We start from the raw sequence: 23,715 nt of genomic DNA, 5'->3' as shown, positions 1-23,715 counted from the left end.
ACGGGCGGGCAGGGGCTCCCGGTTTCGGAGTCCCTGCCCGCCCGGCCGGCCGGATCAGGCGGCCCGGAACGACCGCAGCCGCAGCGAGTTGCCGACCACGAACACCGACGAGAACGCCATCGCCGCCCCCGCGAGCATCGGGTTGAGCAGTCCGGCCGCCGCCAGCGGCAGCGCGGCCACGTTGTAGGCGAAGGCCCAGAAGAGGTTGGACCGGATCGTCCCGAGGGTGCGGCGGGCGAGGCGGATGGCGTCCGCCGCGGCCCGCAGGTCGCCCCGGACGAGGGTCAGATCGCCCGCCTCGATCGCGGCGTCCGTGCCGGTGCCCATCGCCAGGCCCAGGTCGGCCTGAGCCAGCGCGGCCGCGTCGTTGACGCCGTCACCGACCATCGCGACCGAACGGCCCTCTGCCTGAAGCCGCTTGACGACGTCGACCTTGTCCTGCGGCAGCACCTCGGCGATCACGGTTTCCGCGTCCATGCCGACCTCCCGGGCCACGGACTCGGCCACGGCCCGGTTGTCACCGGTCAGCAGGATCGGCGTCAGGCCCAGCGCGCGCAGCCGGACGATCGCCTCACGGCTGGTGTCCTTGACCGCGTCGGCGACTTCGAGCACGGCCCGCGCCTCGCCGTCCCAGGCGACCGCGATCGCCGTACGACCGAGGGCTTCCGCCTCCGACTTGACCCGTCGGAGCTCCTCGGGCAGCTCCAAGGACCAGTCGGCGAGCAGTCGCTCGCGGCCGACGAGCACGGCATGACCATCGACGATGCCCTGCACCCCGAGCCCCGGCACGTTCGCGAAGTCCTCCGGCGTGGGGAGAGAACCCAGCTTCTCCATCGCCCCGTCGGCGACCGCGCGGGCGACCGGGTGCTCCGACGCGTGCTCCAAAGCGCCCGCCAGCCGCAGGACTTCGGCCTCGTCGGTGCCGTTCGCCGGGTGCACGGCCAGCAGGGTCATCCGGCCCGTGGTGACGGTGCCCGTCTTGTCCAGGACGACGGTGTCGACCTTGCGCGTGGACTCCAGGACCTCGGGGCCCTTGATGAGGACGCCGAGTTGGGCGCCGCGCCCGGTCCCGACCAGCAGAGCGGTCGGCGTGGCGAGCCCGAGGGCGCACGGGCAGGCGATGATCAGGACGGCGACGGCGGCGGTGAACGCGGCGGCCGTACCGGCGCCGTTGCCGAGCCAGAAGCCCAGGGTGCCGAGGGCGAGCGCGATGACGACCGGCACGAACACCGCGGAGATCCGGTCCGCGAGCCGCTGAGCGGCCGCCTTGCCGTTCTGGGCGTCCTCGACCAGCTTGGCCATCCTGGCCAGTTGGGTGTCGGAGCCGACCCGGGTCGCCTCGACGACGAGCCGTCCGCCCGCGTTGAGGGTGGCGCCGGTGACGGAATCTCCGGGGGTGACCTCCACCGGCACGGACTCACCCGTGAGCATCGAGGCGTCCACGGCGGAGGAGCCCTCGATGACGGTCCCGTCGGTCGCGATCTTCTCGCCGGGACGGACGAGGAAGCGGTCGCCGACCTTCAACTCCGCGATCGGGACGGTCTGTTCGTGCCCGCTCGAGTGCACCACGGTGACGTCCTTCGTGCCCAGTTCCAGCAGCGCCTTCAGGGCCGCGCCCGCCTTGCGCTTGGAGCGGGCCTCGAAGTACCGCCCGGCCAGGATGAACGCGGTGACCCCGGCCGCGGCCTCCAGATACAGGTTCCCGGTGCCGTCGCCGCGGGCGATCGTCAGCTCGAAGGGGTGCTTCATTCCCGGCGTGCCCGCGGTCCCGAAGAACAGCGCCCACAGCGACCAGCCGAAGGCGGCCGTCGTACCGACCGAGATCAGCGTGTCCATCGTGGCCGCGCCGTGCCGGGCATTGGTGAACGCCGCCTTGTGGAAGGGCCATCCGGCGTACGTCACCACGGGCGCGGCCAACGTCAGGGACAGCCACTGCCAGTACTCGAACTGCAGCGCCGGGATCATCGCCATCGCGACGACGGGCACCGCCAGCAGCACGGCGGTCACCAGCCGCTCGCGCAGGGAACGCAGTTCGTCGGGCTCTTCCTCGTCGGGAGCGGACGGCTCGGGTGGTGCCGGTTCCCGGGCCGTGTACCCGGTCTTCTCGACGGTCGCTATCAGGTCCTGGACCGAGACGCCGACGGCGTGGGTGACCTTGGCCTTCTCGGTGGCGTAGTTGACGGTGGCGGTGACCCCGTCCATCCGGTTGAGCTTCTTCTCGATGCGTGCCGCGCACGAGGCGCAGGTCATGCCGCCGATGGCCAGCTCGGTCTCGGCTGCTGCGGTGGTGGTCATGGTGGTGGTCATGACTACTCCTCGTGGATACCAGGCGGGGGTATGGTGGGTCGCAACTCATGTATACCCCCCATGGGTATTCGAGGCAAGCCGATCGAAGAGGTTGACTTGATACCCCCCAGGGGTATGGTGAAGTGCATCGAGAGCCACATACCGACGTGGAGGAGCCGGCCATGCACGCTGGACTGAAGATCACCGCATTCGCCGCCGCACTGGCCGCGACGTTCGGCACCGCCTACGGCGTGGGCCAGGGCGTCGGCCCCGTGACCGACGACGAGACGCCCGCCCGCCATGACGCACACACGACAGACAGCGAGTCAGGGCAATCGGAGAGCTCCGGGCACTCGGGCCACGAGTCGCCCCCGGCCGGGGGACTCCAGATCTCCGAGAACGGCTACACCCTCGACCTGCGGACCCCACGACTCGCGGCCGGACGCACCGCCGACCTCCGCTTCGCCATCCGGGGCGAGGACGGCCGCGCGGTCACCGCCTTCCGCCGGGAACACGACAAGGAACTCCACCTCATCGTCGCCTCACGCGATCTGAACACCTACCGCCATCTGCACCCCACCCGGGCCGCCGACGGAACCTGGAGCATCCCCGTGTCGCTGCCCCGCGCGGGCGGCTACCGGGTCTTCGCCGACTTCACCCCCGAGAAGAAGGGCGCCGAGAACCTCACCCTCGGCGCGGATCTGGCCGTGTCGGGCACCTATGCGCCGCGGAGCCTGCCGGCGCCGGACACCACCGCCACGACCGAGGGCTACGAGGTGAAGCTGGGCGGAGCCCTGCGCCCCGGCGCCGCCCGCGAGCTGAAGCTGACGGTCTCGCGCAACGGCAGGCCCGTCACCGATCTCCAGCCCTATCTCGGCGCCTACGGCCACCTCGTCGCCCTGCGTTCCGGCGACCTCGCCTACCTCCACGTCCACCCGGGCGGTGCACCCGGCGACGGCTCGACCGAGCCCGGCCCGGACATCTCCTTCACGGCCACGGCGCCCAGCAGCGGCACCTACCGGCTCTTCCTCGACTTCAAGCACGAGGGCAAGGTGCACACCGCCGCGTTCACGGTCCGGGCGGGCGCAGCAGCGACAGGGGAAGAGGCCTCCGAAGAGGCCCCCCATGAGTCTTCGGGCGAGCACGGCCACTGACGCTCAGGTACGAGCCCGCCCCGCGGCTCACTGGCCGATGAGAGCCCCCGCGCCCCCGACCCGGACACGGGGGTCGCCCGCGCGCAGGGTCACCGTGAGTTCGCCGGGACGGCCCAGGTCCTCGCCCTGGTGCAGGGTGAGGACGGCGTCCTCCGGGACCAGGCCGAGGTCACGGGCATACGCACCGAACGCGGCGGCCGCGGCGCCGGTCGCGGGGTCCTCGACCACGCCGCCGACCGGGAACGGGTCACGGGCGTGGAACACGGTCGCCGACTCCCGCCACACCAACTGGACCGTGGTCAGGTCCAGTCGGTGCATCAGGGTTTCGAGGCGCGGGAAGTCGTACGCCAGATCCGCGAGGCGTGCGCGCGTCGCCGCCGCGAGGACGAGGTGACGGGCGCCGGCGAACGCGATCCGGGGCGGAAACGCCGGGTCGAGATCGGCGGCCGGCCAGTCGAGCGCGGCCAGCGCCTCCGTGAGGTCGGCCTCGGCGACCTCCTCGACGTGCGGCTCGACACTGGTCAGCGTGGCCCTGACCGTCCCGTCCTCCTCGGCCACCGACACGGGTACGGTGCCGGCGGGCGTGGCGAACACCAGCTCCCCCGGGCCGATCCGCTCGGCCAGCGCGACGGCGGTCGCGACGGTGGCGTGGCCGCAGAACGGCACCTCGGCCTTGGGGCTGAAGTAACGGATGGTGAAGGTCCGTCCCTCCGGCCCCTCGAGGCCCTCCGGGGGCGCGGTCAGGAACGCCGACTCCGAGTAGCCGAGCTCGGCGGCGATGGCCAGCATGTCGCCGTCGTCCAGGGTTGTGGCGTCCAGGACGACGCCGGCGGGGTTGCCGCCCTCGGGACTGGTGGAGAAGGCGGTGTATCGCAGGACCTCGGGCCGTGGCGCGTTCGTCGTCATGCCGGCTGCAACGTGGGATCGGCCGACGGCTATTCCTCAGCCGAGGGCCCGGTCCAGGTTGAAGGCCGCGCTGATCAGGGCGAGATGGGTGAACGCCTGCGGGAAGTTGCCCTGTTGCTCGCCGGTGTTGCTGATCTCCTCGGCGTACAGACCCAGATGGTTGGCGTAGGTGAGCATCTTCTCGAAGGCCAGCCGTGCTTCGTCGATCCGGCCGGCGTGCACCATCGCCTCGACGTACCAGAACGAGCAGATGGAGAAGGTGCCCTCGTCCCCGCGCAGTCCGTCGGGGCTCGCCGTCGGGTCGTAGCGGTAGACGAGGGAGTCCGACACCAGCTCCTCGGTCAGCGCGTCCAGCGTGGACAGCCACTTGGGGTCGGTCGGCGCGATGAACTTGGTCAGCGGCATCATCAGCACGGCCGCGTCGAGCACATCGCCGTCCTCGTGCTGGACGAACGCCTGCCGGGTCTCCGACCAGCCGCGTTTCATGATCCGCCGGTAGATCGTGTCGCGGCACTCCCGCCAGCGGTTCAGGTCGGCCGGCAGCCCGCGCCGGTTGGCCATGCGGATCGCCCGCTCGATCGCCACCCAGCACATCAGCCGCGAGTACAGGAAGTTCTTGCGGCCGCCGCGGGTCTCCCAGATGCCCTCGTCGGGCTGGTCCCAGTTCTCGCACACCCAGTCCACCAGCGCGGACACGTCGTCCCACTGGTCGCTGGAGATCGGCTTGGCCCACTTGTCGTACAGGTAGATCGAGTCGATCAGGGCGCCGTAGATGTCGAGTTGGAGCTGGTCGGCGGCGGCGTTGCCGACCCGGACCGGCGCGGAGCCCTGATGGCCTTCCAGATGGTCGAGTTCACGCTCCGTCAGATCGGTACGGCCGTCGATGCCGTACATGATCTGGAGCGGCCCGGAGGGGCCGTGGCCGTCCGGACTGACGTGCCGGATGAGGAAGTCCATGAACGCCTCGGCCTCGCTGGTGAAGCCGAGCCGCAGCAGTGCGTACACACAGAAGGCGGCGTCCCGCACCCACACGTACCGGTAGTCCCAGTTGCGCTCGCCGCCGAGCTGTTCGGGCAGGCTCGTCGTCGGAGCGGCCACGATGGCGCCGGTGGGCGCGTAGGTGAGCAGCTTGAGGGTGAGGGCGGAGCGGTGCACCATCTCCCGCCAGCGGCCCCGGTACTTGGAGGCGGACAGCCAGTGCCGCCAGTAGGCGACCGTGCTGTTGAACTGCTCCTCGGCCTCGGTGCGCGCACACCGGCGCGGGGTCACCTCGCCGCCGACCTGGTCCAGCGCGAACACCGCCGACTCGCCCTCGGAGAGCTTGAAGTCGGCGCGTACGTCCGGGCCTTCGGTCTCCAGCGGCACGGTCGCGGTCAGGCCCAGCGACAGCTTGGGGGTCTCGAAGACCGCGACGTCCCCGACCATGCGGAGCGTGTGCGGCTGGGCGCCGTAGTCGAAACGCGGGGCCACGCGTGTCCGGAACGGAATCGAGCCGCGCACACACACCACCCGCCGGATCAGCCGGTGCCGCTCGGTCTCCACCGTGTCGCCGTCGACCGGCATGAAGTCCTGGACCTCGCCCACGCCGTCCTCGGTGTAGAACCGGGTGATCAGGACGTTGGTGTCGGGGAAGTAGAACTGCTTGGTGCGCGCCGGCACGGTCGCCGCGAGCTCGAAGCAGCCGCCGCGCTCCGCGTCCAGGATCGACGCGAAGACGCTCGGCGCGTCGAAGGACGGGCAGCAGTACCAGTCGATGGTGCCGTCGGTCCCGACCAGTGCCACGCTGCGCAGGTCGCCGATCAGACCGTGCTCGGCGATCGGCAGGTAGCCCGTGTGATCCCTGGGTGATCCGCTCATCGCAGCCTCCTGCGGATCACCCTATGCAGGATCGGCCGCGGGTGTCACGAGAACAGCCCTCGCACCGCGGCACCATTCCTGCCCGCGTATGCTTGATTGTGCTCGAAAGATGGCTATATCTTGCAAGAGCAATCAAAGTGACGGAGAGGTACGGCATGACTCATGTCGAGGACGAGCTGACCAGCCAGCCCGAGTGCTGGACCCGGGCGGCGGCGGAGGCCGCGGGCCACGCCCGCGCGCTCCCGGCGGCCGGGGAGCGGGTCGCGATCGTCGGATGCGGCACGTCGTACTTCATGGCGCAGGCCGTGGCGGCGCTGCGGGAGGCCGCGGGCCAGGGCGAGACCGACGCCTTCGCCGCGTCGGAGTTCCCGCGCGGCCGCTCGTACGACCGTGTCGTCGCCCTCACCCGCTCCGGCACGACGACCGAAGTCCTCGACCTGCTCGGGCAGTTGAAGGGGAGCACCCGCACGACCGCGCTCACCGCCGACCCCGCCACCCCCGTCATGGCCGTCGCCGACGAGGTCGTCGTCCTCGACTTCGCCGACGAACGCTCCGTCGTCCAGACGAGGTTCGCGACCACCGCCCTCACTCTGCTCCGTGCCCACCTGGGCCTGCACACCGACGCCGTCGTCGCCGACGCCCGCACCGCACTCACGACCCCCCTGCCCGAAGGCCTCGTCGAGTGCACGCAGTTCACCTTCCTCGGCCGGGGCTGGACGGTGGGGCTGGCCAGCGAGGCCGGGCTGAAGATGCGCGAGGCCTCCCTCGCCTGGACCGAGGCCTACCCGGCGATGGAGTACCGGCACGGCCCCATCAGCATCACCACCCACGGCACCGCCACCTGGATGCTCGGCGCGGCACCCGAGGGGCTGGCCGAACAGGTCCGCGAGACCGGCGGACTGTGGGTGCCGGGCACCCTCGACCCCCTCGCCGAACTGGTCCGCGTGCAGCGCCTCGCGGTCGCCGTCGCCGGGGCCCGCGGCCTCGACCCGGACCAGCCCCGCCACCTCACCCGCTCGGTGATCCTCGCCCGCCCCTAGGAGACGTCGTGCCCCTGGTCACCACCGGCGAGCTCGTCACCCGCGCCGCCACCGCCCGCTCCGCCGTCGCCGCCTTCAACATCATCACCCTGGAACACGTCGAGGCCGTCATCACCGGCGCCGAGTCCCTGGGCGCGCCCGTCGTCCTCCAAGTCAGCGAGAACGCCGTCAAGTTCCGCTACGGCCGGCTCCTCCCGCTCGCTCGCGCCGCCGTCGTCGCGGCCGAACGCGCCGCCGTTCCCGTCGCGTTGCACCTCGACCACGTCCGGAGCGACGACCTGCTGCGCCAGGCGGCCGACGCCGGCTTCGGCTCCGTGATGTACGACGCGGCCCATCTGCCCTACGCCGAGAACCTCGCCGCCACCCGGGCGGCCGCCGACTGGGCGCACTCCCAAGGGCTCTGGATCGAGGCCGAGTTGGGGGAAGTGGGCGGAAAACAGGGCCGGCCCGCGCTGGACGCCCACGCCCCCGGCGCCCGCACCGACCCCGCCGAGGCCCGCGCCTTCGTCGCCGACTCCGGCGTGGACGCCCTCGCCGTGGCCATCGGCAGCGCCCACGCGATGACCGAACGCACCGCCACCCTCGACCACGACCTGCTCAAACGCCTCACCACCACCCTGGACGTCCCCCTCGTCCTGCACGGCTCCTCCGGAGTCCGCGACGACGAACTCACCGCGGCCGTCGCGGGCGGCATCGCCAAGGTCAACGTCGGCACCGCGCTGAACATCGCCATGACCGGCGCGATCCGGGAGTTCCTGGCGGCTCACCCCGAGGCGGTGGACTCCCGCACCTACCTGAGTGTCGGGCGCGACGCCATGGCCGAGGCGGCCCGGCGGATCATCCAGCTGCTCGGGCGGTGAGGACCGGCTGGTAGAAGCCGCTGGAGGCCGGATCATGCCAACGCACCTCGGCGAAACCGGCCGCGGTCACGAACTCCGTCAGTTGTGAACGGGTCAGGGCCCAGGAGGTCGTACGGCGGACGCGGACGCCCCAGTCGTCCCCACCGCCGTCCGCGAGCTGGAAGTGCTCCAGGTCGTAGCGCTCGCCGTCCTCGTGCCACTGCCACAGCTGGAAGGTGATCAGCCGGCCGCCGGAGTCCTCGGAGACCTGCGGAGGCGCGGCGCCGGGCCTGGTCCGCCGGATCTCGTCGTAGTCCCGAAGGGTGAGCACCAGCAGACCGCCGTCCCGCAGAACCCTGCGCATGCCCGCGAGCGCGGCCTCCACGTCCGGGGCCGTCAACAGATGCGCCAGGGAGTTGTCGGCGCAGACGACGACGTCGAAGACGGACGACACGAACGGCAGCCGTCGCATGTCCGCGGCGGCGGCCGGCAACCCTGCCCCGCGAGCCGCGGCCTCCTGCGCGGCGCGTGCGGCGGCCACCGGACTGAGGTCGCTGCCGACGACGCGGTGCCCCGCGAGGGCCAGTCCGATCGCCTGGGTCCCGATGCCGCACGAGCAGTCCAGGACGCGGTGCGGCCCCGGCCCCAGGACCTCCCGCACGAGCGCTCCGAGCACAGCCGCCTGATGCGCCATGCTCACATCCCAGTCCGCGAAGATCCGGTGGTAGTCCGGGGCCAGCGCGTCGTAGAAGGCCCGCACCGAGGGATCAGACACCCGGCTCCTTCACCGCCTTGAGCACCACGAACTTCGGTCCTCCGGCGACCAGTTCACTGTTGCCGAACAGTTTCCGCAGCTTCACGTGATAGCCGAGATGGCGGTTCCCGACAACCCACAGTTCGCCGCCGGGCCGTAGCGCCCTGCGCGCTCCGGTGAACATCCGCCAGGCCGTCGCGTCGGTCGTCGCCTGGTGGGAGTGGAAGGGCGGGTTGTTGAGGACGAGATCGACGCTGCCCGCCGGGACCCCCGCCAGACCGTCCCCGACCCGGAACTCCGCTTGCCCCGGCACGCCGTTCGCCTGGTACGTCCCCTCCGCCGAGGCCACGGCCTGGAAGGACTCGTCGACGAACAGCATCTCGGCCTCGGGGTTGGCCAGGGCCACCGCCGTACCGACGACGCCGTTGCCGCAGCCCAGGTCCACGATCCGCTGGGAGCCACGGCTCTTCGGGAGGTGCTGGAGGAAGAACCGGGTGCCGATGTCGAGCCGGTCCGCGCAGAAGACGCCCGCGTGATTGACGACGGCACGCCCGGAGGCGGCACCGATGCCGTCCGGAAGGGTGTAGCCGTACGGCCAGGGGTTGGCGGGCCGTTCGAGCGACGGCTCCGGTGTGCAGAAGATGAGCCGGGCCTTCTTCTCGGCCAGCGAGGTGCGGGTCGGCCCGAGGATCCGCTCGAACAGCTGGAGCGTCGAGGTGTGGATCTCCTTCACCATGCCGGTGCCGACGACGAGCGTGCCCTCGTGCACCGCGGGCGCCAGCCGCAGCAGCTGGTCCTCCAGCAGGGCCAGGCTCTTCGGCACGCGCACCAGCAGGACGTCGACGCGACCGGGCGGCGGGTCCTGTGTGGTGAGGAGCCGGACGGCGCCGGGCTCGACGCCGGCGCGTTCGAGGTTGGCGCGGGTCGCTTCCTGGCTGAGGAAGGAGTCGGTGATCTGGACCGGCCGGTGCGGCGCCAGCGCGGTGACCAGTGCGCCCCAGCGGTCTCCGACCACCACGACCGTGCCGGACAGGGCCACGCCCTCCGCCGCGAGATGCCTCAGCAGATACTCGTCGGAGGCGTCCCAGGCGCGCAGCAGGTCACGCGGGTCCTCGGGGAAACGGGTGAGCGCGAGCTCGCCCCAGGGGGTCGTCATACGGTCGTCCATCGTGCGTCCAGGCTATCGGAGTCGCAGCTCAGGCCCGCTCGGGCAGGATGGAACCCATGGATGCCGAGCTGTTCCCCCGACCCCGTGCGGAGGTCGCGCCGGGTGCGGTGCACGTCCCGGACTGGCTGGAGCCGGGGCGGCAGCGCGACCTGCTGGAGGCCTGCCGGGAGTGGGCGCGCCCGCCCGCCGGACTGCGCACGGTCCGCACCCCGGGCGGCGGCACGATGACCGCGCGGCAGGTCTGCCTGGGCTGGCACTGGTACCCGTACGCCTACGCCCGCACGGTCGTCGACGGCGACGGGGCACCGGTGAAGCCCTTCCCGCAGTGGCTGGGCGAGCTGGGCCGGGAAGCGGTGCGCGACGCACTCGGTCCGCCGGAGGCGCCGTACGACATCGCACTGATCAACTTCTATGACGGCGACGCCCGCATGGGCATGCACCGGGACAGCGACGAGAAGTCGGACGCGCCCGTGGTCTCCCTGAGCCTCGGCGACACCTGCGTCTTCCGCTTCGGCAACCCCGAGACCCGGACCCGGCCCTACACGGACGTCGAACTGCGCAGCGGTGACCTGTTCGTGTTCGGTGGCCCGTCGAGACTCGCCTACCACGGGGTCCCCCGTGTGCATCCGGGCACCGCGCCGCCCGAGTTGGGGCTGACGGGACGGCTGAACATCACGCTGCGGGTCAGCGGGCTCTGAGCTCCATAGCGAACGGATCATGGGAGACTCGCCCTCATGAGCGGCAAGGCGGACCCCCGGCCGGCGGGGGAAGGAACCACCTCGAGGACGCGGCTGGACCGGGGGCGCGGTGCGCTCGGGCCCGCGTTGGAGCTCGTGCACACCGGCCGCGCGCCCACCCGGGCCGTGCTCACCGCCGAACTCGGGGTGACGCGGGCGACGGCCGGCGCGGTCGCCGCCGAGCTGGAGGCGCTCGGGCTGATCCGCGTCGACGCCCGGCCCACCGCGGCCGCCGGTTCGCAGGGCCGGCCCTCGCATCGCCTCTCGGTCGCCGAGGACGGTCCCGTCGTGCTGGCCGCGCAGGTCCACGCCGACGGCTTCCGGGCCGCCCTGGTCGGTCTCGGCGGTCGTATCGTCGCCACCGCCCCCGGCTGCGAGACGGTCGACGCCGACCCGGCGAAGGTCCTCGGCTCCGTTGTCGAGGCGGGCGCCGACCTGCTGCGCACCACCGGCAGACGCTGCGTCGGCGCCGGGCTCGCCGTGCCGTCCGCGGTCGCCGAACCCGACGGCCTCGCCCTCAACCCGCTGCACCTCGCCTGGCCCGCGGGCGCCCCTGTCCGCCGTATCTTCGACGAGTGCGTGCGTGCCGCAGGCATCACCGGACCGGCCTTCGCGGCCAACGACGTCAACCTCGCCGCGCTCGCCGAGCACCGGCACGGCGCGGGCCGCGGCGCCCGGGACCTGCTGTGCGTGGCGACCGGACACCGGGGCGTGGGCGGCGCGCTCGTGCTCGACGGGCGTCTGCACACAGGGAGTTCGGGCCTGGCCCTGGAAGTCGGCCACCTCACCGTGAACCCCGAGGGCCGTCCCTGCCACTGCGGCAGCCGGGGCTGTCTGGACGTCGAGGCGGACCCGCTGGCGTTCCTCACGGCGGCGGGACTCGCCCCCGGCCCCGAGCTCTCCCTGCTCCAGCAGGCCAACGACCTCGTCCGGCACCACTACGACGATCCCGCCGTCCGCACCGCGGCCGAGGCGCTCATCGACCGCTTGGGCCTCGGCCTCGCGGGCCTGGTGAACATCCTCAACCCGGACCGGATCATCCTCGGCGGCCTCCACCGCACCCTGCTGGACGCCGACCCCGCGCGTCTGCGCGCCGTCGTCGCCGACCGCAGCCTGTGGGGGCAGAGCGGCGGCGTTCCCATCCTGGCCTGCACCCTCGACCACAACAGCCTGGTCGGGGCGGCCGAGTTGGCGTGGCAGCCGGTGCTGGACGACCCGCTGGGGGTACTGACCCATGCCTGACCTGCTGGAGTCCGGGGGACTGCGCCTGGTCGAGGTGGCGCCCCCGGTGGTCCCGGCCGAGGTGCGGACGGCCATGGACCGCGAGTGGGGCGAGGCCGTCCTGGCCAACCCGGCCCTCTTCGACGGTCCCGTGGCGGTGTGCGCGGGGCTCTCCCGGGAGGCCCCGGACGACCTGCTCGTCTCCTGGTCCCGGGTGACCTATCGGTACCTCGCCCTGCGCCGCGTCCCGGGTGCCACCGCCCTGGCGTCCCTCTTCGTCAGCGTGGTGCAGCCTGCGGACGACGGACGCGTGCTGGTGGGCCGTATGTCCTCGTCCACCGCCGCGCCCGGCCGTTGGCAGCTCCCCGGCGGATCGGTGGAACCGCCCACCGGCGACGAGCCCCTGGACGAGCCCGCGCTGCGCCGCCACGCGGCCGTGGAGCTGGCCGAGGAGACAGGCGTCGACATCCCGGCCGCCCATCTCACCCGGTGTCTGGTGACGCACGGCGAGGACGGACAGGTCGGTGTCCACTACCTGGCGCCGCCGTTGCCCGCATCCTTCCTGCAGGAAAGCTTCATGGCGCTGGTGGCCGCGGAGACGGCACGGGGACGCGCGCCGGAGTTCGACCAGCTCGCCCTCGTCGGCTCACCGGCCGAACTTCCGGACCTCGCCGGTCCGCACGTGGGCTACCTGGATCCCGTCGTCCGTTGGGCGAGCCGCCGAGTAGGCTCGTGACATGCGGATCTCCGTCTCCTCGGACATGGACGAACCAGTCGCGCGCACCCTCGTCGACGAGCTGCGCGCGCGAGGCCACGACGTGGTCGCGTACGGCGCCCTGAGCCCCGGCGCCGACCCGCAGTGGGCCGTCTGCTCCGAGGCCGCGGCCCGTGAGGTGGCCGCGGGGACGGCCGACCAGGCCGTCGTGTGCTGCTGGACCGGCACCGGCGCCTCCATCGCCGCGAACAAGGTCCCGGGCGTACGGGCCGCCCTGTGCACGGACGCCTACACGGCGGACGGCGCCCGCCGCTGGAACGACGCCAACGTCCTGGCCCTCAGCCTCCGCCTCACCTCCGAGCCACTCCTCAAGGAGATCCTCGACGCCTGGTTCACCGCCGGGGCGAGCGAGGACGCCGAGGACCGGGAGAACGTGGCCCGGGTGGGACGCCTGGACGCCGACCGGGCCTAGGCCCGGCCGTCAAATCCCCGCCTGCCGCGCGTCGCCTGGCACGTGCGCTCGCCGCGTTGCCGAACCGCCGACGTGGCTCCGCCACGACGGCGCTCCGGCGCCTTGCGATCGCACGCTCGCCCAAGCCCGCGCGGGAGGGGCCCCCATCGCCGCCGCGCGGCCCGCCCTCCGGGCGGACGACGGGAATGTGACGACAGGGCTTAGAAGCGTGCGTCCGGTCAGACGCCGAGCGGGCCGGCCACCTTCAGTTCCTCGTGGTCGATCAGCCATCGCACCGACTCCAGTACGGCGGCCTCCGGTTCGTAGCGCGGCGTGTAGCCGAGGAGGGTCCTGGCCTTCTCGATGGTGAGGTACTGGCTGCGGTAGAGGTGCTCCCAGCTCGCCTCGGCATGCTCCGGGGCCGTGGTCCGGCGGAACTGTTCCCAGGTCACCGGCTCCAGCGACGCGGTCCGACCGAACCAGCCGGCGGCGATGCGGGCGTACCCGCGGACGTTCAGCGCGGTGGGGGCGACGACGTTGAAGTCCTCTCCCGCCGCCGCGTCCCGGTGCTCGACCGCCCGCTCGAAGGCCTGGGCGACATCGTCGGCGTGCACATGGTGCATCAGCTCGACCCCGATCCCCGGGACCGGCAGCGGCTGTCCGGCCGAGAGGGAGTACCAGACCGCGGGGTCGAGGTTTCCCAGCGGACCGATCGGGTGCCAGCCCGGACCGACGATGTGCCCGGGGTGCAGGGACGTGGTCACCAGGCCCCCGGAAGCGGTCTCCTCCTTCAGCATCCGGGCGATCCGGTCCTTCTGGATGCCGTACTCCCCGATGGGCGCGGTGCCCGTGGTCTCGGAGATCGGCAGCTTGTCGCTGGGGCCGAAACGCCACACGGTGCCGCAGTGCAGCAGGTGCCCGACCTCGCCGCGCAGCCGCTCGACCAGTGCGGTGGCCGCTTCCAGCGTGAAGCAGACCAGGTCGATCACGGCGTCCGGGGCCAGGTCGGCCACCCGTTCACCGAAGGTGCCCTCGTCGTCCTCCTGCTGCCGGTCGGCGACGACCCGGCGGACCTGCTGCCACTCGGGAGCCTCGGTGTAGGCCGTGCGGGTGCCACGGCTGATGTTGATCACTTCATGGCCGGCCCGCACCAGGCGGGGGACGAGGAAGGTGCCGATGTGGCCGCTTCCGCCGATGACGACGACGCGCATACGTTTCCCATCAGTGTCGAGCAGGTCAGTGTCAGGTAGGAGTATCCGGCGGCACCGTCAGGCTCCACAGCGCCGCCACCAGCGGTCGGCGCAGATCGGACCGCCGAACGCACAGACCGATCGCGAAGCGTTCGGGCCGCGGATCGGCGGGCACCTCCGACAGCCGTTCGCGCACCGCGCTGTGTTCCAGTACGAGGCGGGGGACCACGCCCGTGCCGCAGCCCAGGGCGACCAGGGTCAGCAGTCCTTCGTGACCGTCCGGCTCACAGGCCACGTCGGGGACCGTGCCCCGGGCGCGGAACCAGCGGTCGGCCGCCTCGCGGACGAGCCCGCGGTGGGGGAGGACGAACGGCCCGTCCAGGTCCGGGTCCGGACGGTCCCGCGCGGTGACGAGGACCAGGTCTGTCACCGCGACCGTCCGGCTCACCAACCCTTCCGGCAGCCGCGCCGGGATCCCCGCCACGGCCACGTCCACCTCGCCCTCGTCAAGGCGGGCCAGGGCGGCCGCCGCGTCACCCGTGCGCAGGTCCAGCCGCACCTGGGGATGGGCCGCGCGGAACGGCGCCAACAGGTCGGGCAGCAGGGCCTGGCAGGCGGTCACCGTCGCGAACACCGCCAGGCGGCCGGTCAGTTCGGCCGGGTCCGGGTGCTCCTCGCGGTAGGCGCGCCACAACTCCAGGGCCTGGACGGCGTATGCGCGGAAGCGGTGCCCTTGCGCGGTCAGCGACACCCCGCGCGGGCCGCGGTCGAACAGCCGATGCCCGAGGCCCGCCTCCAGCCGCTGCACGGTCCTGGTCAGCGTGGCCGGACTGACATGGCAGTCGAGGCTGGTCCGGCCGAAGTTCAGTGTCTGCGCGAGATGCACGAAGAGACGCAGCTCCCGGTGATCGTCCATGTGACCTCGGCCTTTCAGTTCACGCAACAGTGCGCTGCGAAAGTTGCGCTTGCTGCAATGCTCGGCCGGAGCCTACAACTCCACCATGACCTCCACCACGTACACCTCCGGCGTCTTCGCCCTCGAAACCATGGACGTCCCCGGCGGCACGGAGACCGTCCTGCGCGGCGGCCGGCACCTGTTCCCCCTGCTGCCCCAGGCCTTCGCCGGGGTCCGCCGCATCGGCGTGCTCGGCTGGGGCCCGCAGGGCCGCGCCCAGGCGCTCAACCTGCGCGACTCCCTCGCCGGCACCGACATCCGGGTGGCCGTGGGCCTGCGCCCCGGCTCCCGCTCGGCCGCCGACGCGCGCACCCACGGCTTCACCGAGGAGGACGGCACGCTCGGCGACTGGCTCACGGTCGCCGCCGACAGCGACCTCGTCGTGCTGCTGATCGCGGACGCGGCGCTCGCCGCCCACCACCCGGAAATCTTCGCGGTGCTGAAGCCCGGCGCGGCCATCGGACTCTCGCACGGCTTCCTGCTCGGCCATCTCCGGGAGACCGGCGGCGAGTTCCCCGCCGGCCACCCCGTGATCGCCGTGTGCCCCAAGGGCATGGGCGACTCCGTGCGCCGTCTCTACCAGCAGGGCGCCGACGTCAACGGCGCCGGGATCAACAGCAGTTTCGCCGTGCACGCCGACCCCGACGGCCGGGCGGTCGACCTCGCGCTCGGCTGGTCGGTCGCGCTCGGATCGCCGTACACCTTCCGGACCACGCTGCACAGCGAGTACCTCTCGGACATCGTCGGCGAGCGGGCGATCCTGCTCGGCGCCGTGCACGGCATCGTCGAGACGCTGTACACGCGGTACCGACTGGCCGGGGACGACGAGGCGACGGCGTACGAGAGGTCCTGCGAGAACGTCACCGGGCCGATCGCCCGCACCATCTCGCACTCGGGCCTGCGGGCGGTCCGCGACGGCCTGTCTCCGTCCGGCCGGGAGACCTTCGACCGGGCGTACACGGCCACGTACGGACCCGCTCGCGAGATCGTCGCGGAGATCTACGACGAGGTCGCCGACGGAACCGAGCTGCGCAGCGTGGTCCTGGCGGAACGCCGGCTCGGGGCACGGCCGATGAGTGAGATCGGCGGCTCTCCCATGTGGGGCGTCGGTGAGAAGGTGCGGGCGCGGCGGGGCGAACGCGAACTGCCCGTCGAGCCGTTCACCGCCGGGGTCTTCGTCGCCACGATGGTCGCCCAGATCGACGAGTTCGCCGAGCGCGGCCACCCCTGGTCCGAGATCGTCAACGAGTCCGTCATCGAGGCCGTCGACTCCCTCTTGCCCTACATGCACGCCCGCGACGTGGCCCACATGGTCGACAACTGCTCCCGCACGGCCCGCCTCGGCGCGCGCCGCTGGGGGCCGCGCTTCCAGGCCGCCTGCGAACAGATCGCCTACCCGGCCGCCGAACTCCCGGCGGACGAGAGCCTCGTGAGGGCCTTCGTGAGCCACTCCGCGCACGAGGCGCTGGCCGCTGCGGCGAAACTGCGGCCCTCCGTGGACATCTCGGTGGTGTAGGGCCGTTGTCAGTGGCGGCGATTAGCCTGCCGGGCGTGATCGAGACGACTGAGGGCGACCGCGCCTTTCCGCCCGCCTTGGCCGACGTGGCCCGGGTGGAGTTCGACTACGACGACGGCGAGGGCGTCGACTTCGAGCCGTACGACACCTTCGACTCCGCGGAGGAGACCACCGACTGGCTGCGCCATTGGACCGGCAACCACCGACTGGACGGCGACGCCTACCGGGTCTTCGGACAGGACGGCACCGGTGGCCTCGCCGCCCTGTGGTGCGTGCGGCCGGGGCGGCCCCTCGTCGAGCAGCCCGTGGTGTTCCTGGGCTCGGAGGGCGAGCGCGGTGTGGTGGCGGCGAACCTGTCCGACTTCCTGTGGGTGCTCGCCGATGGCCTCGGGCCTTTGGAGGTCGTGGATTTCGAGCAGTACGAGGGCCGTCCGAGCGCGACGCTGACCGCCCTCGCCGAACGCCACGCGACCACCCCGCGCCGCACCACCCGGGACATCGTCACCACCGCCCAGGCGGAGTTCCCGACCTTCTCCGAGGACATCGACGCGCTCTGCCGTTGAGCGGCGTCACGGTCGACGCCACTCCACGGCCAGGGCTCGGCCAGGGTTGTCGGTGAGGATGCGCCGCACCAGTTCCTCACCCAGGTCGGCCGTGAGCCGCGGCCGCACCCGGCGCAGCAGATACGGCATCCCAGGGCCGCCGTTGACCGAGCGGGCCGCCGCGGTCGTGGTGTCGCCGCCGAGCAGCAGCCGGTCGCCGTGCCCCGCGTCCGCGAGCTCCCGCAGCGCGTCGGGCATGCGCCAGTCCGTGGCGTGGTTGGCGCGCGAGGGCCCGTCGAAGGCGAGATAGCAGCCCGACGCCGCGGCCTGGCGGTGCACCGTGAAGTCGGGGGAGCGGTTGAGGTGCCCGAGGATCACTCGCTGCGGCGGCACCCCCAACTCCCCGCACAGCAGCTCCAGTACGTCCAGCGCACCGGTCCCCAGCTCCAGGTGGACGGCGATCGTCGCCCCCGTCGCGTGATGGGCCTCGGCCGCCGCGGTCATCGTCCAGCGGGCGTGCGCGTCGAGCGCGTGGAAGCCGCCCGCCACCTTGATCAGCCCCGCGCGGACCCCCGACGGCCCGATGCCCTCCGTCAGTTCGGCGACGAACACATCGGCCAGCCGGCCGCGCAACCCGGCGAGGGTGGTGGCGTCGTAGTGGACGGCTTGGTGCAGCCCGGTCGCGGTGACGATCCGCACGCCGGTCTCCCGTGACAGCGCCGGCAACTCGTCGGCCCGCCGCCCCAGCCCGTATGGCGTCCACTGCACCACGGCGCCACCGCCCTGCGCGGCGAACGCCGTCAGCTCGGCCCGCGCCGCCGAGACGCTCCGCAGCTCCTGCCCCGGCAGCTGGGGACTGCCGAAGAACAGGTGGTCGTGCGCGTCGCACACACCGAGCTCCTCGGCGGGGACATCCCCGGCCACCGTACGGACCGCGACCGCGCTCACCACTGACGCCCCCGAGGCAGCCGCTCCCGTCCCGGCGCCGACACGTGCAGTACCTCGAACAGATCACCGTCCGCCTTCGGCGCTTCGTGGGTCCAGAGAGAGAAGTGCACGAGTTCCCAGCGGGCCGTGTCCACGGCGGCCGCCGCGAACACCGCGCCGTCCTCCCCCGCCAGCCGTTCCACCTCATCCGCCGCGTCCCCCATCACCTCTGCCAACTCCACCCCCTCGGGCACCGGTTGACGCCTGCGGACCGCCGAGCTGGCGGGGGAGCCGACGGCGCCGCCCTCCTCGTACGACAGACCTGTCCACTGCCGCACCGACGGCCGCCCGAAGTCGTTGCTGAGCCCTTGGAAGGCGCCTCCCCAGAGGAAGGTGTTCATGCCCTCCACGGTGTCCCAGAGGTAGAAGGGGGCGTACTGGTTGACGGGCGAGCCGTTCACCCCGCGCTCGCGCATCAGGTACGTCTTGAAGCCGAGCCCCTCCCAGTCGTCCAGCAGATGCCCGATCCGGGCCACCCGGGCGCGGACGACGGCCATGTCGTAGTCGGCGGGCAGGGTGAGCTCGTACTGCATGGCGTGCATCGGATGCCTCCTCAGGCGGAGTAGTCCTCGGGGGCGACGTGCGCGTCCCAGTCGGCGGTCGTGCCGTCCTCGGCGGCCTCGACGACCGCGAGATGGGTCATGAAGGTGCGCGGCCCGGCCCCGTGCCAGTGCCACTCGCCCGGCTCGATCCACACGGTGTCACCCGCGCGGATCGGCTCGACGGCACCGCCCCTGCGCTGCACCAGCCCCTCGCCCTCCAGGACATGCAGCACCTGGCCGTGCGGATGGCGGTGCCACGCGGTGTGCGCGCCGGGCGCGAAATGGACGTTGAACATCCGCAGCCGGGACGGGGAGGCGGGCGCGGCGATCTCGTCGAGCCACACCGTCCCCGTGAAGTTCTCGGCCGGACCCTGCCGGGTCTCCGGGCGCTGTCGGGTGATCTGCACGTGGGTCGACTCCCTTACGGCGATGGTGGTGTGAGCAGTGAGAGCAGACCCCGCACGCCCGTGTCGAACGCGGCGGGCGAGCCGGACGCGCGGGCGAGGACATAGCCGCCCTGGACCGTCGCGAGAACGGTCGCCGCGATCTCCTCGCCGTCCAGCGAGGACGCGAACTGGCCCTGTTCCTTGCCCTCTTCGACGATCCCGGCGATCCGCTCACGGATCCAGTCGATCGTCTCGTCGACGGGCGCGCGCAGTTCGTCGCTGGCGATGACGTCCGGGTCCATCGTGAGCCGGCCGATCGGGCACCCGCGCAGCACGTCCCGCTCGCGCCGCAGATACGCCTCGATGCGCTCGTACGGCGAGCCGGACCCGCCGAGTACTCCCTCCGCGGTGGCCCGCAGGTCCTCGGCGGTACGCCGGATCGCGGCCAGGGCGAGGTCGGGCTTGCCCTTGAAGTGGTGGTACATGCTGCCCTGTCCGGCACCCGCGCGCTCCAGGATCGCCTTGGGGCTGGTCCCCACATAGCCCCGCTCCCACAGGAGCTCACGGGTGGACTCGATCAGTCGGTCCGAGGTGCTCATGCACGCACTGTACATACTAGTAGTTACAGAAGTCGAGGCCTTCTCGTACTCCCCGGGAAGTACCCGCACAGCCGCTGCCCGTACGACGACCCGGCCCCCTCTCCGGAGCCAGTCTCGAGTCATCACGACAAGACCCCACCAAGGAGATGACTCAAGATGCAGACACTCGCGCACTGGGACGGCGGACCCGGCCCGTGGATCCTCTTCTTCCCGCTGATCTGGGCGGCCGTCGTGCTCGGCGTCGTCACCGTCCTGCGCCGCACCGTCTGGCGCGGCCGCCGCGGACCGTGGCGCGCCATGGCCGACGCCGGCCCCTCCGGCGACTCACCGATCGCCATGCTCGGCCGCCGCTTCGCCTCGGGTGAGATCGACGAGGACGAGTACTGGCGCCGGCTGTCCGTCCTGGACGAGCAGTTCGGCCGTACGGCGGGCAAGGGCGGTGCGGCATGACCGCCACGACCGCCTCGACGAGGACGCTGCCGGCCGCCCGGGTCGTCGACGCCGTGAAGGTGTACGGCAGCGGCGACACCGGGGTGCGGGCCCTGGACGGGGTGAGCGTCGACTTTCCGGCCGGCCGCTTCACCGCGATCATGGGGCCCTCGGGCTCCGGCAAGTCCACCCTCATGCACTGCGCGGCCGGCCTCGACACGCTCACCGAGGGCGCCTCCTACATCGGCGACACCGACCTCGGCTCGCTCGACGACCGCCGTCTGACCCTGCTGCGCCGGGACCGCGTCGGCTTCGTCTTCCAGGCGTTCAACCTGGTGCCGACGCTGACCGTCGAGGAGAACATCAGGCTGCCCCTGGACCTAGCGGGAGGCAAGGGTGATCCGGAGTGGATCGACGCGCTGATCGAGGTCGTCGGCCTGCGTGACCGGCTCCGGCACCGGCCGGCCGAGCTGTCCGGCGGACAGCAGCAACGCGTCGCCGTGGCCCGGGCGTTCGCCGGCCGTCCGGACGTCGTCTTCGCCGACGAGCCCACCGGGAACCTCGACTCCCGCTCCGGCGGCGAGGTCCTCGGCCTCCTCGGCAGGACCGTGCGCCGGACAGCCCGCACGGTCGTCATGGTCACCCACGATCCGGTCGCCGCCGCCCACGCCGACGAGGTCGTCTTCCTCGCCGACGGGCGCCTGGTGGACCGTATGGAATCCCCCACCGCCGACCGGGTCCTGGACCGCCTGAAGGCCTTCGAGGTGCCCTCATGAACGCCTCCGTACGGCTGAGCATGACTTCCCTGCGCGCCCACAAGCGGCGCTTCGCCGGGACCTTCCTCGCGGTGTTCCTCGGCGTGGCGTTCCTCGCCGGGACGCTGGTCATGGGCGACACGCTCCGCGCCGGCTTCGACACCATGTTCGGCAACGCGACCAGCGGCACCGACGCCGTGGTCCGCAGTGCCGAGGCCATCACCACGCCGGGGGAGAGCGAGGGGGTGCGCGAGCCGGTCGACACCGACCTGGTCAAGACCGTCGAGCAGGTCCCCGGTGTCGCGGCGGCCGCCCCCGACATCCAGGGGGCGGGCCAGTTGATCGGCGCCGACGGCAAGCCCATCGGCGGCCAGGGCCCACCCACCCTGGCCGGCAACTGGATCGACGACCCCGAGCTCAACCCTTACCGACTCGCCGAAGGCCGTGCGCCGGAGAAGTCCGGCGAGGTCGTCGTCAACCGCGGCACCGCCGACCGGGGCGATCTGAAGCTCGGCGATACGACGATCCTGCGTACTCCCGACCCGGTCGAGGTGACGATCGTCGGCCTCGCGACCTTCGGCGGCGAGGACGGCATGGCCCAGGTGACCTTCACCGGCATGACCCTGTCCGACGCCGAGAAGTACCTCACGGCCGGTCCCGGGGAGGCGTCGAGCATCCAGGTGCGCGCGGGTCCGGGCGTCGGTCAGCAGGAGCTGGTCGACCGCTTGACTCCCGTGCTGCCCAGGGGTGTCGAGGCGATCACCGGTCAGGAGTCGACCGAAGAGAACACCGATATGATCTCCAGCCAGTTCCTGGACATCTTCACGACCTTCCTGCTGGTCTTCTCGGGCGTGGCCCTCCTGGTCGCCACCTTCTCCATCCACAACACCTTCGCGATCGTCGTCGCCCAACGCACCCGTGAGAACGCCCTGTTGCGGGCTCTCGGTGCCTCCCGCCGTCAGGTCACCGCATCCACCCTGACCGAGGCGAGCGTGGTCGCGGTGACCGCGTCGGCCGCGGGCCTCGCGGGCGGCATCGGCATCGCCGCCGGGCTCCAGGCATTGTTCCCGGCGATCGGATTCCCCTTCCCCGAGGGCGACTTGGTGATCGGTGTGCTGTCGATGGTGCTGCCGCTGGCGGTCGGCATCATCGTCTGCTTGGGCTCCGCGCTGCTGCCCGCGGTACGCGCGGGCCGCACCGCGCCGCTCGCCGCACTGCGCGAGACGGCCGTCGACCAGTCGGGCGCATCCCGTGTCCGAGCGGTCATCGGCGGGGGACTGGCGGCACTCGCGGTGGCCGTGACGCTCACCGGTGTCCTGGTCTCGCCGTCCATCTGGCTCGCGGGAGCCGGTTCCGTAACGGCCCTGGCCGCGTTCGTGGTCCTCGGCCCGGTCGCCTCCACGACAGCCGTACGGGTCATCGGTGGCCCCCTCGACCGGCTCCGCGGAGTCACCGGCTCCCTCGCCCGGCGCAACGCCCTGCGCAGTCCCAGGCGAACGGCCGCCACCGCGAGCGCACTGATGATCGGCGTGTCTGTGGTCTCCCTGTTCACGGTGTTCGGAGCGTCCCTGAAGGCCACCATGGACCAGACCGTGTCCCGGTCCTTCGCGGGTGATGTCGCCGTCAGCACCCCGTCGTTCGGCGCGGGCGGCAGCGGCCTCAGCCCGCGGCTCGCCGGAGCGGTCCAGCAACTGCCCGAGGTGGACACGGCCGTGGGCCTCGGTCGCGGTGTCGCGGAAGTCGACGGCAAGGGGCGCGCGTTGACCGTCACCGACCCGCTCGCACTGCAGCGCACCTTCGACCTCGGCACGGTGCGGGGCTCCCTGAGCGACCTCGGCACCGACGGCATCGCCATCACCGGGAAGGAAGCGGAGAAGCAGGGCCTCACCACCGGCGACAAGGCCCGGCTCACCTTCACCGACGGCGCGAAGGACACCTTCACGGTCCGCGCGGTCTACGGGCAGTCCGAGCTGGCGGGGGACTACGTCATCACCCGCGCCGCCTGGGCCCCGCACCGCACGCAGGACTCCGACACGCTCGTCGCGGTCTCCTTCAAGGACGGTGTGAGCACCGGCGCGGGCAAGGCGGCGGTGGAGAAGGTGGCGGCGCGGTACGGCGATCCCGAGGTGCAGACCCGCGACGAGTACGCGCAGTCCTCGGCCGGCGGCATCGACATGATGCTCACGCTCGTCTACGCGCTGCTCGCCCTCGCGGTCCTCATCGCCCTGCTGGGCATCGCCAACACGCTGACCCTGGCGATCCACGAGCGCACCCGGGAACTGGGTCTGCTGAGGGCCGTGGGCCAGACCCGGTCCCAGCTCCGCGCCATGGTCCGCTGGGAGTCCGTCCTGGTCGCCGCGTTCGGCACGGTCGGCGGACTCGCCCTCGGCGCCTTCCTCGGCTGGGTCCTGGTCAAGGCCTCGGACGGCGCGAGCGACAGCGCCTTCGCCTTCGCGATGCCACCCCTGCAACTCGCGGTGGTGGCCCTGGTGGGCCTCGCCGCGGGAGCCCTCGCAGGCCTGCGCCCGGCCCGGCGCGCGGCCCGTCTGGATGTACTGCGGGCGATCGCCACCGAGTGACGGGCCATCCATGCCCACTGCGCCGGCGCGCCGGCCGCGAGTGAGCCGGAGGGGCGCGCCGGTGCCGGGACGACGAACCCGTGCAAGGCCGAAGGACCGAGCACGAT

The 23,715-nt window shown here is 72.3% G+C and carries 23 protein-coding genes; 12 read left to right on the top strand and 11 right to left on the bottom strand.

What is annotated here, in order from left to right; translation table 11 throughout:
• Positions 1-54: 54 nt before the first annotated feature.
• Positions 55-2,295 carry a heavy metal translocating P-type ATPase gene (locus RNB18_RS38655; protein ID WP_311718864.1) on the bottom strand — a complete coding sequence of 747 codons (2,241 nt, stop codon included), beginning with the start codon at positions 2,293-2,295 and terminating at the stop codon, positions 55-57.
• Between the two features lie 173 nt (positions 2,296-2,468).
• Between RNB18_RS38655 and RNB18_RS38650 the strand changes: the two genes are divergently transcribed.
• Complete coding sequence (locus RNB18_RS38650; RefSeq protein ID WP_311718753.1) at positions 2,469-3,440, top strand: hypothetical protein; 972 nt, start codon at positions 2,469-2,471, stop codon at positions 3,438-3,440.
• Between the two features lie 27 nt (positions 3,441-3,467).
• Here the strand turns inward: RNB18_RS38650 and RNB18_RS38645 are convergent, their stop codons facing one another.
• Entirely contained in the window at positions 3,468-4,346 is an 879-nt protein-coding gene (locus RNB18_RS38645; RefSeq protein WP_311718751.1) for a PhzF family phenazine biosynthesis isomerase, read from the bottom strand.
• Positions 4,347-4,382: 36 nt separating this feature from the next.
• On the bottom strand, positions 4,383-6,203 hold the full coding sequence (locus tag RNB18_RS38640; RefSeq protein ID WP_311718750.1) for a glycoside hydrolase family 15 protein: 1,821 nt from the start codon (positions 6,201-6,203) through the stop codon (positions 4,383-4,385).
• 155 nt (positions 6,204-6,358) lie between these two features.
• Here RNB18_RS38640 and RNB18_RS38635 point away from each other — a divergent pair, with 155 nt between their 5' ends.
• Positions 6,359-7,243 carry an SIS domain-containing protein gene (locus RNB18_RS38635; RefSeq protein ID WP_311718749.1) on the top strand — a complete coding sequence of 295 codons (885 nt, stop codon included), beginning with the start codon at positions 6,359-6,361 and terminating at the stop codon, positions 7,241-7,243.
• An 8-nt stretch (positions 7,244-7,251) separates the two neighbouring features.
• Positions 7,252-8,103 carry a class II fructose-bisphosphate aldolase gene (locus tag RNB18_RS38630; RefSeq protein WP_311718748.1) on the top strand — a complete coding sequence of 284 codons (852 nt, stop codon included), beginning with the start codon at positions 7,252-7,254 and terminating at the stop codon, positions 8,101-8,103.
• Here RNB18_RS38630 and RNB18_RS38625 read toward each other — a convergent pair.
• Together RNB18_RS38625 and RNB18_RS38620 are read right to left on the bottom strand one after the other, a co-directional pair.
• Positions 8,081-8,857: a class I SAM-dependent methyltransferase gene (locus RNB18_RS38625; protein WP_311718747.1), complete on the bottom strand. Its 777-nt coding sequence runs from the start codon at positions 8,855-8,857 to the stop codon at positions 8,081-8,083. The genes RNB18_RS38630 and RNB18_RS38625 overlap by 23 nt on opposite strands.
• Positions 8,850-9,992 (bottom strand): methyltransferase, encoded by a 1,143-nt coding sequence (locus RNB18_RS38620; RefSeq protein ID WP_311718746.1) that lies wholly within the window; start codon positions 9,990-9,992, stop codon positions 8,850-8,852. Before RNB18_RS38620 ends, RNB18_RS38625 begins: the two co-directional genes overlap by 8 nt.
• 68 nt (positions 9,993-10,060) lie before the next feature.
• Between RNB18_RS38620 and RNB18_RS38615 the strand changes: the two genes are divergently transcribed.
• The 4 genes from RNB18_RS38615 to RNB18_RS38600 are packed head-to-tail and all read left to right on the top strand — an operon-like array spanning position 10,061 to position 13,149.
• Positions 10,061-10,702, top strand: a complete 642-nt coding sequence (locus tag RNB18_RS38615; RefSeq protein ID WP_311718745.1) for an alpha-ketoglutarate-dependent dioxygenase AlkB family protein — start codon at positions 10,061-10,063, stop codon at positions 10,700-10,702.
• A gap of 36 nt (positions 10,703-10,738) precedes the next feature.
• A complete protein-coding gene (locus RNB18_RS38610) occupies positions 10,739-11,983 on the top strand; it encodes an ROK family protein (protein ID WP_311718744.1) in 1,245 nt (414 codons plus the stop codon).
• Positions 11,976-12,698 (top strand): NUDIX hydrolase, encoded by a 723-nt coding sequence (locus RNB18_RS38605; RefSeq protein ID WP_311718743.1) that lies wholly within the window; start codon positions 11,976-11,978, stop codon positions 12,696-12,698. The genes RNB18_RS38610 and RNB18_RS38605 overlap by 8 nt, the downstream gene beginning before the upstream one ends.
• 1 nt (position 12,699) lies before the next feature.
• A complete protein-coding gene (locus RNB18_RS38600) occupies positions 12,700-13,149 on the top strand; it encodes an RpiB/LacA/LacB family sugar-phosphate isomerase (protein WP_311718742.1) in 450 nt (149 codons plus the stop codon).
• Positions 13,150-13,367: 218 nt separating this feature from the next.
• Here the strand turns inward: RNB18_RS38600 and RNB18_RS38595 are convergent, their stop codons facing one another.
• Together RNB18_RS38595 and ilvY are read right to left on the bottom strand one after the other, a co-directional pair.
• Entirely contained in the window at positions 13,368-14,339 is a 972-nt protein-coding gene (locus tag RNB18_RS38595; RefSeq protein WP_311718741.1) for an NAD-dependent epimerase/dehydratase family protein, read from the bottom strand.
• A gap of 31 nt (positions 14,340-14,370) precedes the next feature.
• Positions 14,371-15,234, bottom strand: a complete 864-nt coding sequence (gene ilvY, locus RNB18_RS38590) for an HTH-type transcriptional activator IlvY (RefSeq protein WP_311718740.1) — start codon at positions 15,232-15,234, stop codon at positions 14,371-14,373.
• A gap of 85 nt (positions 15,235-15,319) precedes the next feature.
• Here ilvY and RNB18_RS38585 point away from each other — a divergent pair, with 85 nt between their 5' ends.
• Together RNB18_RS38585 and RNB18_RS38580 are read left to right on the top strand one after the other, a co-directional pair.
• Positions 15,320-16,789, top strand: coding sequence for a ketol-acid reductoisomerase (locus RNB18_RS38585; RefSeq protein ID WP_311718739.1), 1,470 nt, complete (start codon positions 15,320-15,322; stop codon positions 16,787-16,789).
• A gap of 35 nt (positions 16,790-16,824) precedes the next feature.
• Entirely contained in the window at positions 16,825-17,352 is a 528-nt protein-coding gene (locus RNB18_RS38580) for an SMI1/KNR4 family protein (RefSeq protein WP_311718738.1), read from the top strand.
• A 6-nt stretch (positions 17,353-17,358) separates the two neighbouring features.
• Here RNB18_RS38580 and RNB18_RS38575 read toward each other — a convergent pair whose 3' ends face one another.
• From RNB18_RS38575 to RNB18_RS38560, 4 genes are read right to left on the bottom strand one after another with little or no spacing between them, the layout of a single operon-like run.
• The gene (locus RNB18_RS38575) at positions 17,359-18,282 is read right to left on the bottom strand and encodes a phosphotriesterase family protein (RefSeq protein ID WP_311718737.1); all 924 of its coding nucleotides are present in this window, start codon (positions 18,280-18,282) and stop codon (positions 17,359-17,361) included.
• The gene (locus RNB18_RS38570) at positions 18,276-18,860 is read right to left on the bottom strand and encodes a DUF4865 family protein (protein ID WP_311718736.1); all 585 of its coding nucleotides are present in this window, start codon (positions 18,858-18,860) and stop codon (positions 18,276-18,278) included. The genes RNB18_RS38575 and RNB18_RS38570 overlap by 7 nt, the downstream gene beginning before the upstream one ends.
• A gap of 11 nt (positions 18,861-18,871) precedes the next feature.
• Positions 18,872-19,267, bottom strand: a complete 396-nt coding sequence (locus tag RNB18_RS38565; RefSeq protein ID WP_311718735.1) for a (R)-mandelonitrile lyase — start codon at positions 19,265-19,267, stop codon at positions 18,872-18,874.
• A 14-nt stretch (positions 19,268-19,281) separates the two neighbouring features.
• The gene (locus RNB18_RS38560; protein WP_311718733.1) at positions 19,282-19,860 is read right to left on the bottom strand and encodes a TetR/AcrR family transcriptional regulator; all 579 of its coding nucleotides are present in this window, start codon (positions 19,858-19,860) and stop codon (positions 19,282-19,284) included.
• A 141-nt stretch (positions 19,861-20,001) separates the two neighbouring features.
• Here RNB18_RS38560 and RNB18_RS38555 point away from each other — a divergent pair, with 141 nt between their 5' ends.
• Genes RNB18_RS38555 through RNB18_RS38545 form a run of 3 tightly spaced genes read left to right on the top strand, consistent with a single transcriptional unit; the run spans position 20,002 to position 23,608 of the window.
• On the top strand, positions 20,002-20,295 hold the full coding sequence (locus RNB18_RS38555; RefSeq protein WP_059208665.1) for an SHOCT domain-containing protein: 294 nt from the start codon (positions 20,002-20,004) through the stop codon (positions 20,293-20,295).
• Complete coding sequence (locus tag RNB18_RS38550; RefSeq protein ID WP_311718732.1) at positions 20,292-21,050, top strand: ABC transporter ATP-binding protein; 759 nt, start codon at positions 20,292-20,294, stop codon at positions 21,048-21,050. The genes RNB18_RS38555 and RNB18_RS38550 overlap by 4 nt, the downstream gene beginning before the upstream one ends.
• Positions 21,047-23,608 (top strand): ABC transporter permease, encoded by a 2,562-nt coding sequence (locus RNB18_RS38545; protein ID WP_311718731.1) that lies wholly within the window; start codon positions 21,047-21,049, stop codon positions 23,606-23,608. The genes RNB18_RS38550 and RNB18_RS38545 overlap by 4 nt, the downstream gene beginning before the upstream one ends.
• The last annotated feature ends 107 nt before the right edge of the window (positions 23,609-23,715 follow it).

Source organism: Streptomyces doebereineriae (assembly GCF_031845645.1).
GTDB lineage: Bacteria > Actinomycetota > Actinomycetes > Streptomycetales > Streptomycetaceae > Streptomyces > Streptomyces canus.
Note: the sequence above shows the minus strand (reverse complement) of the source record. Positions and strands in the feature narration are given on the sequence as shown.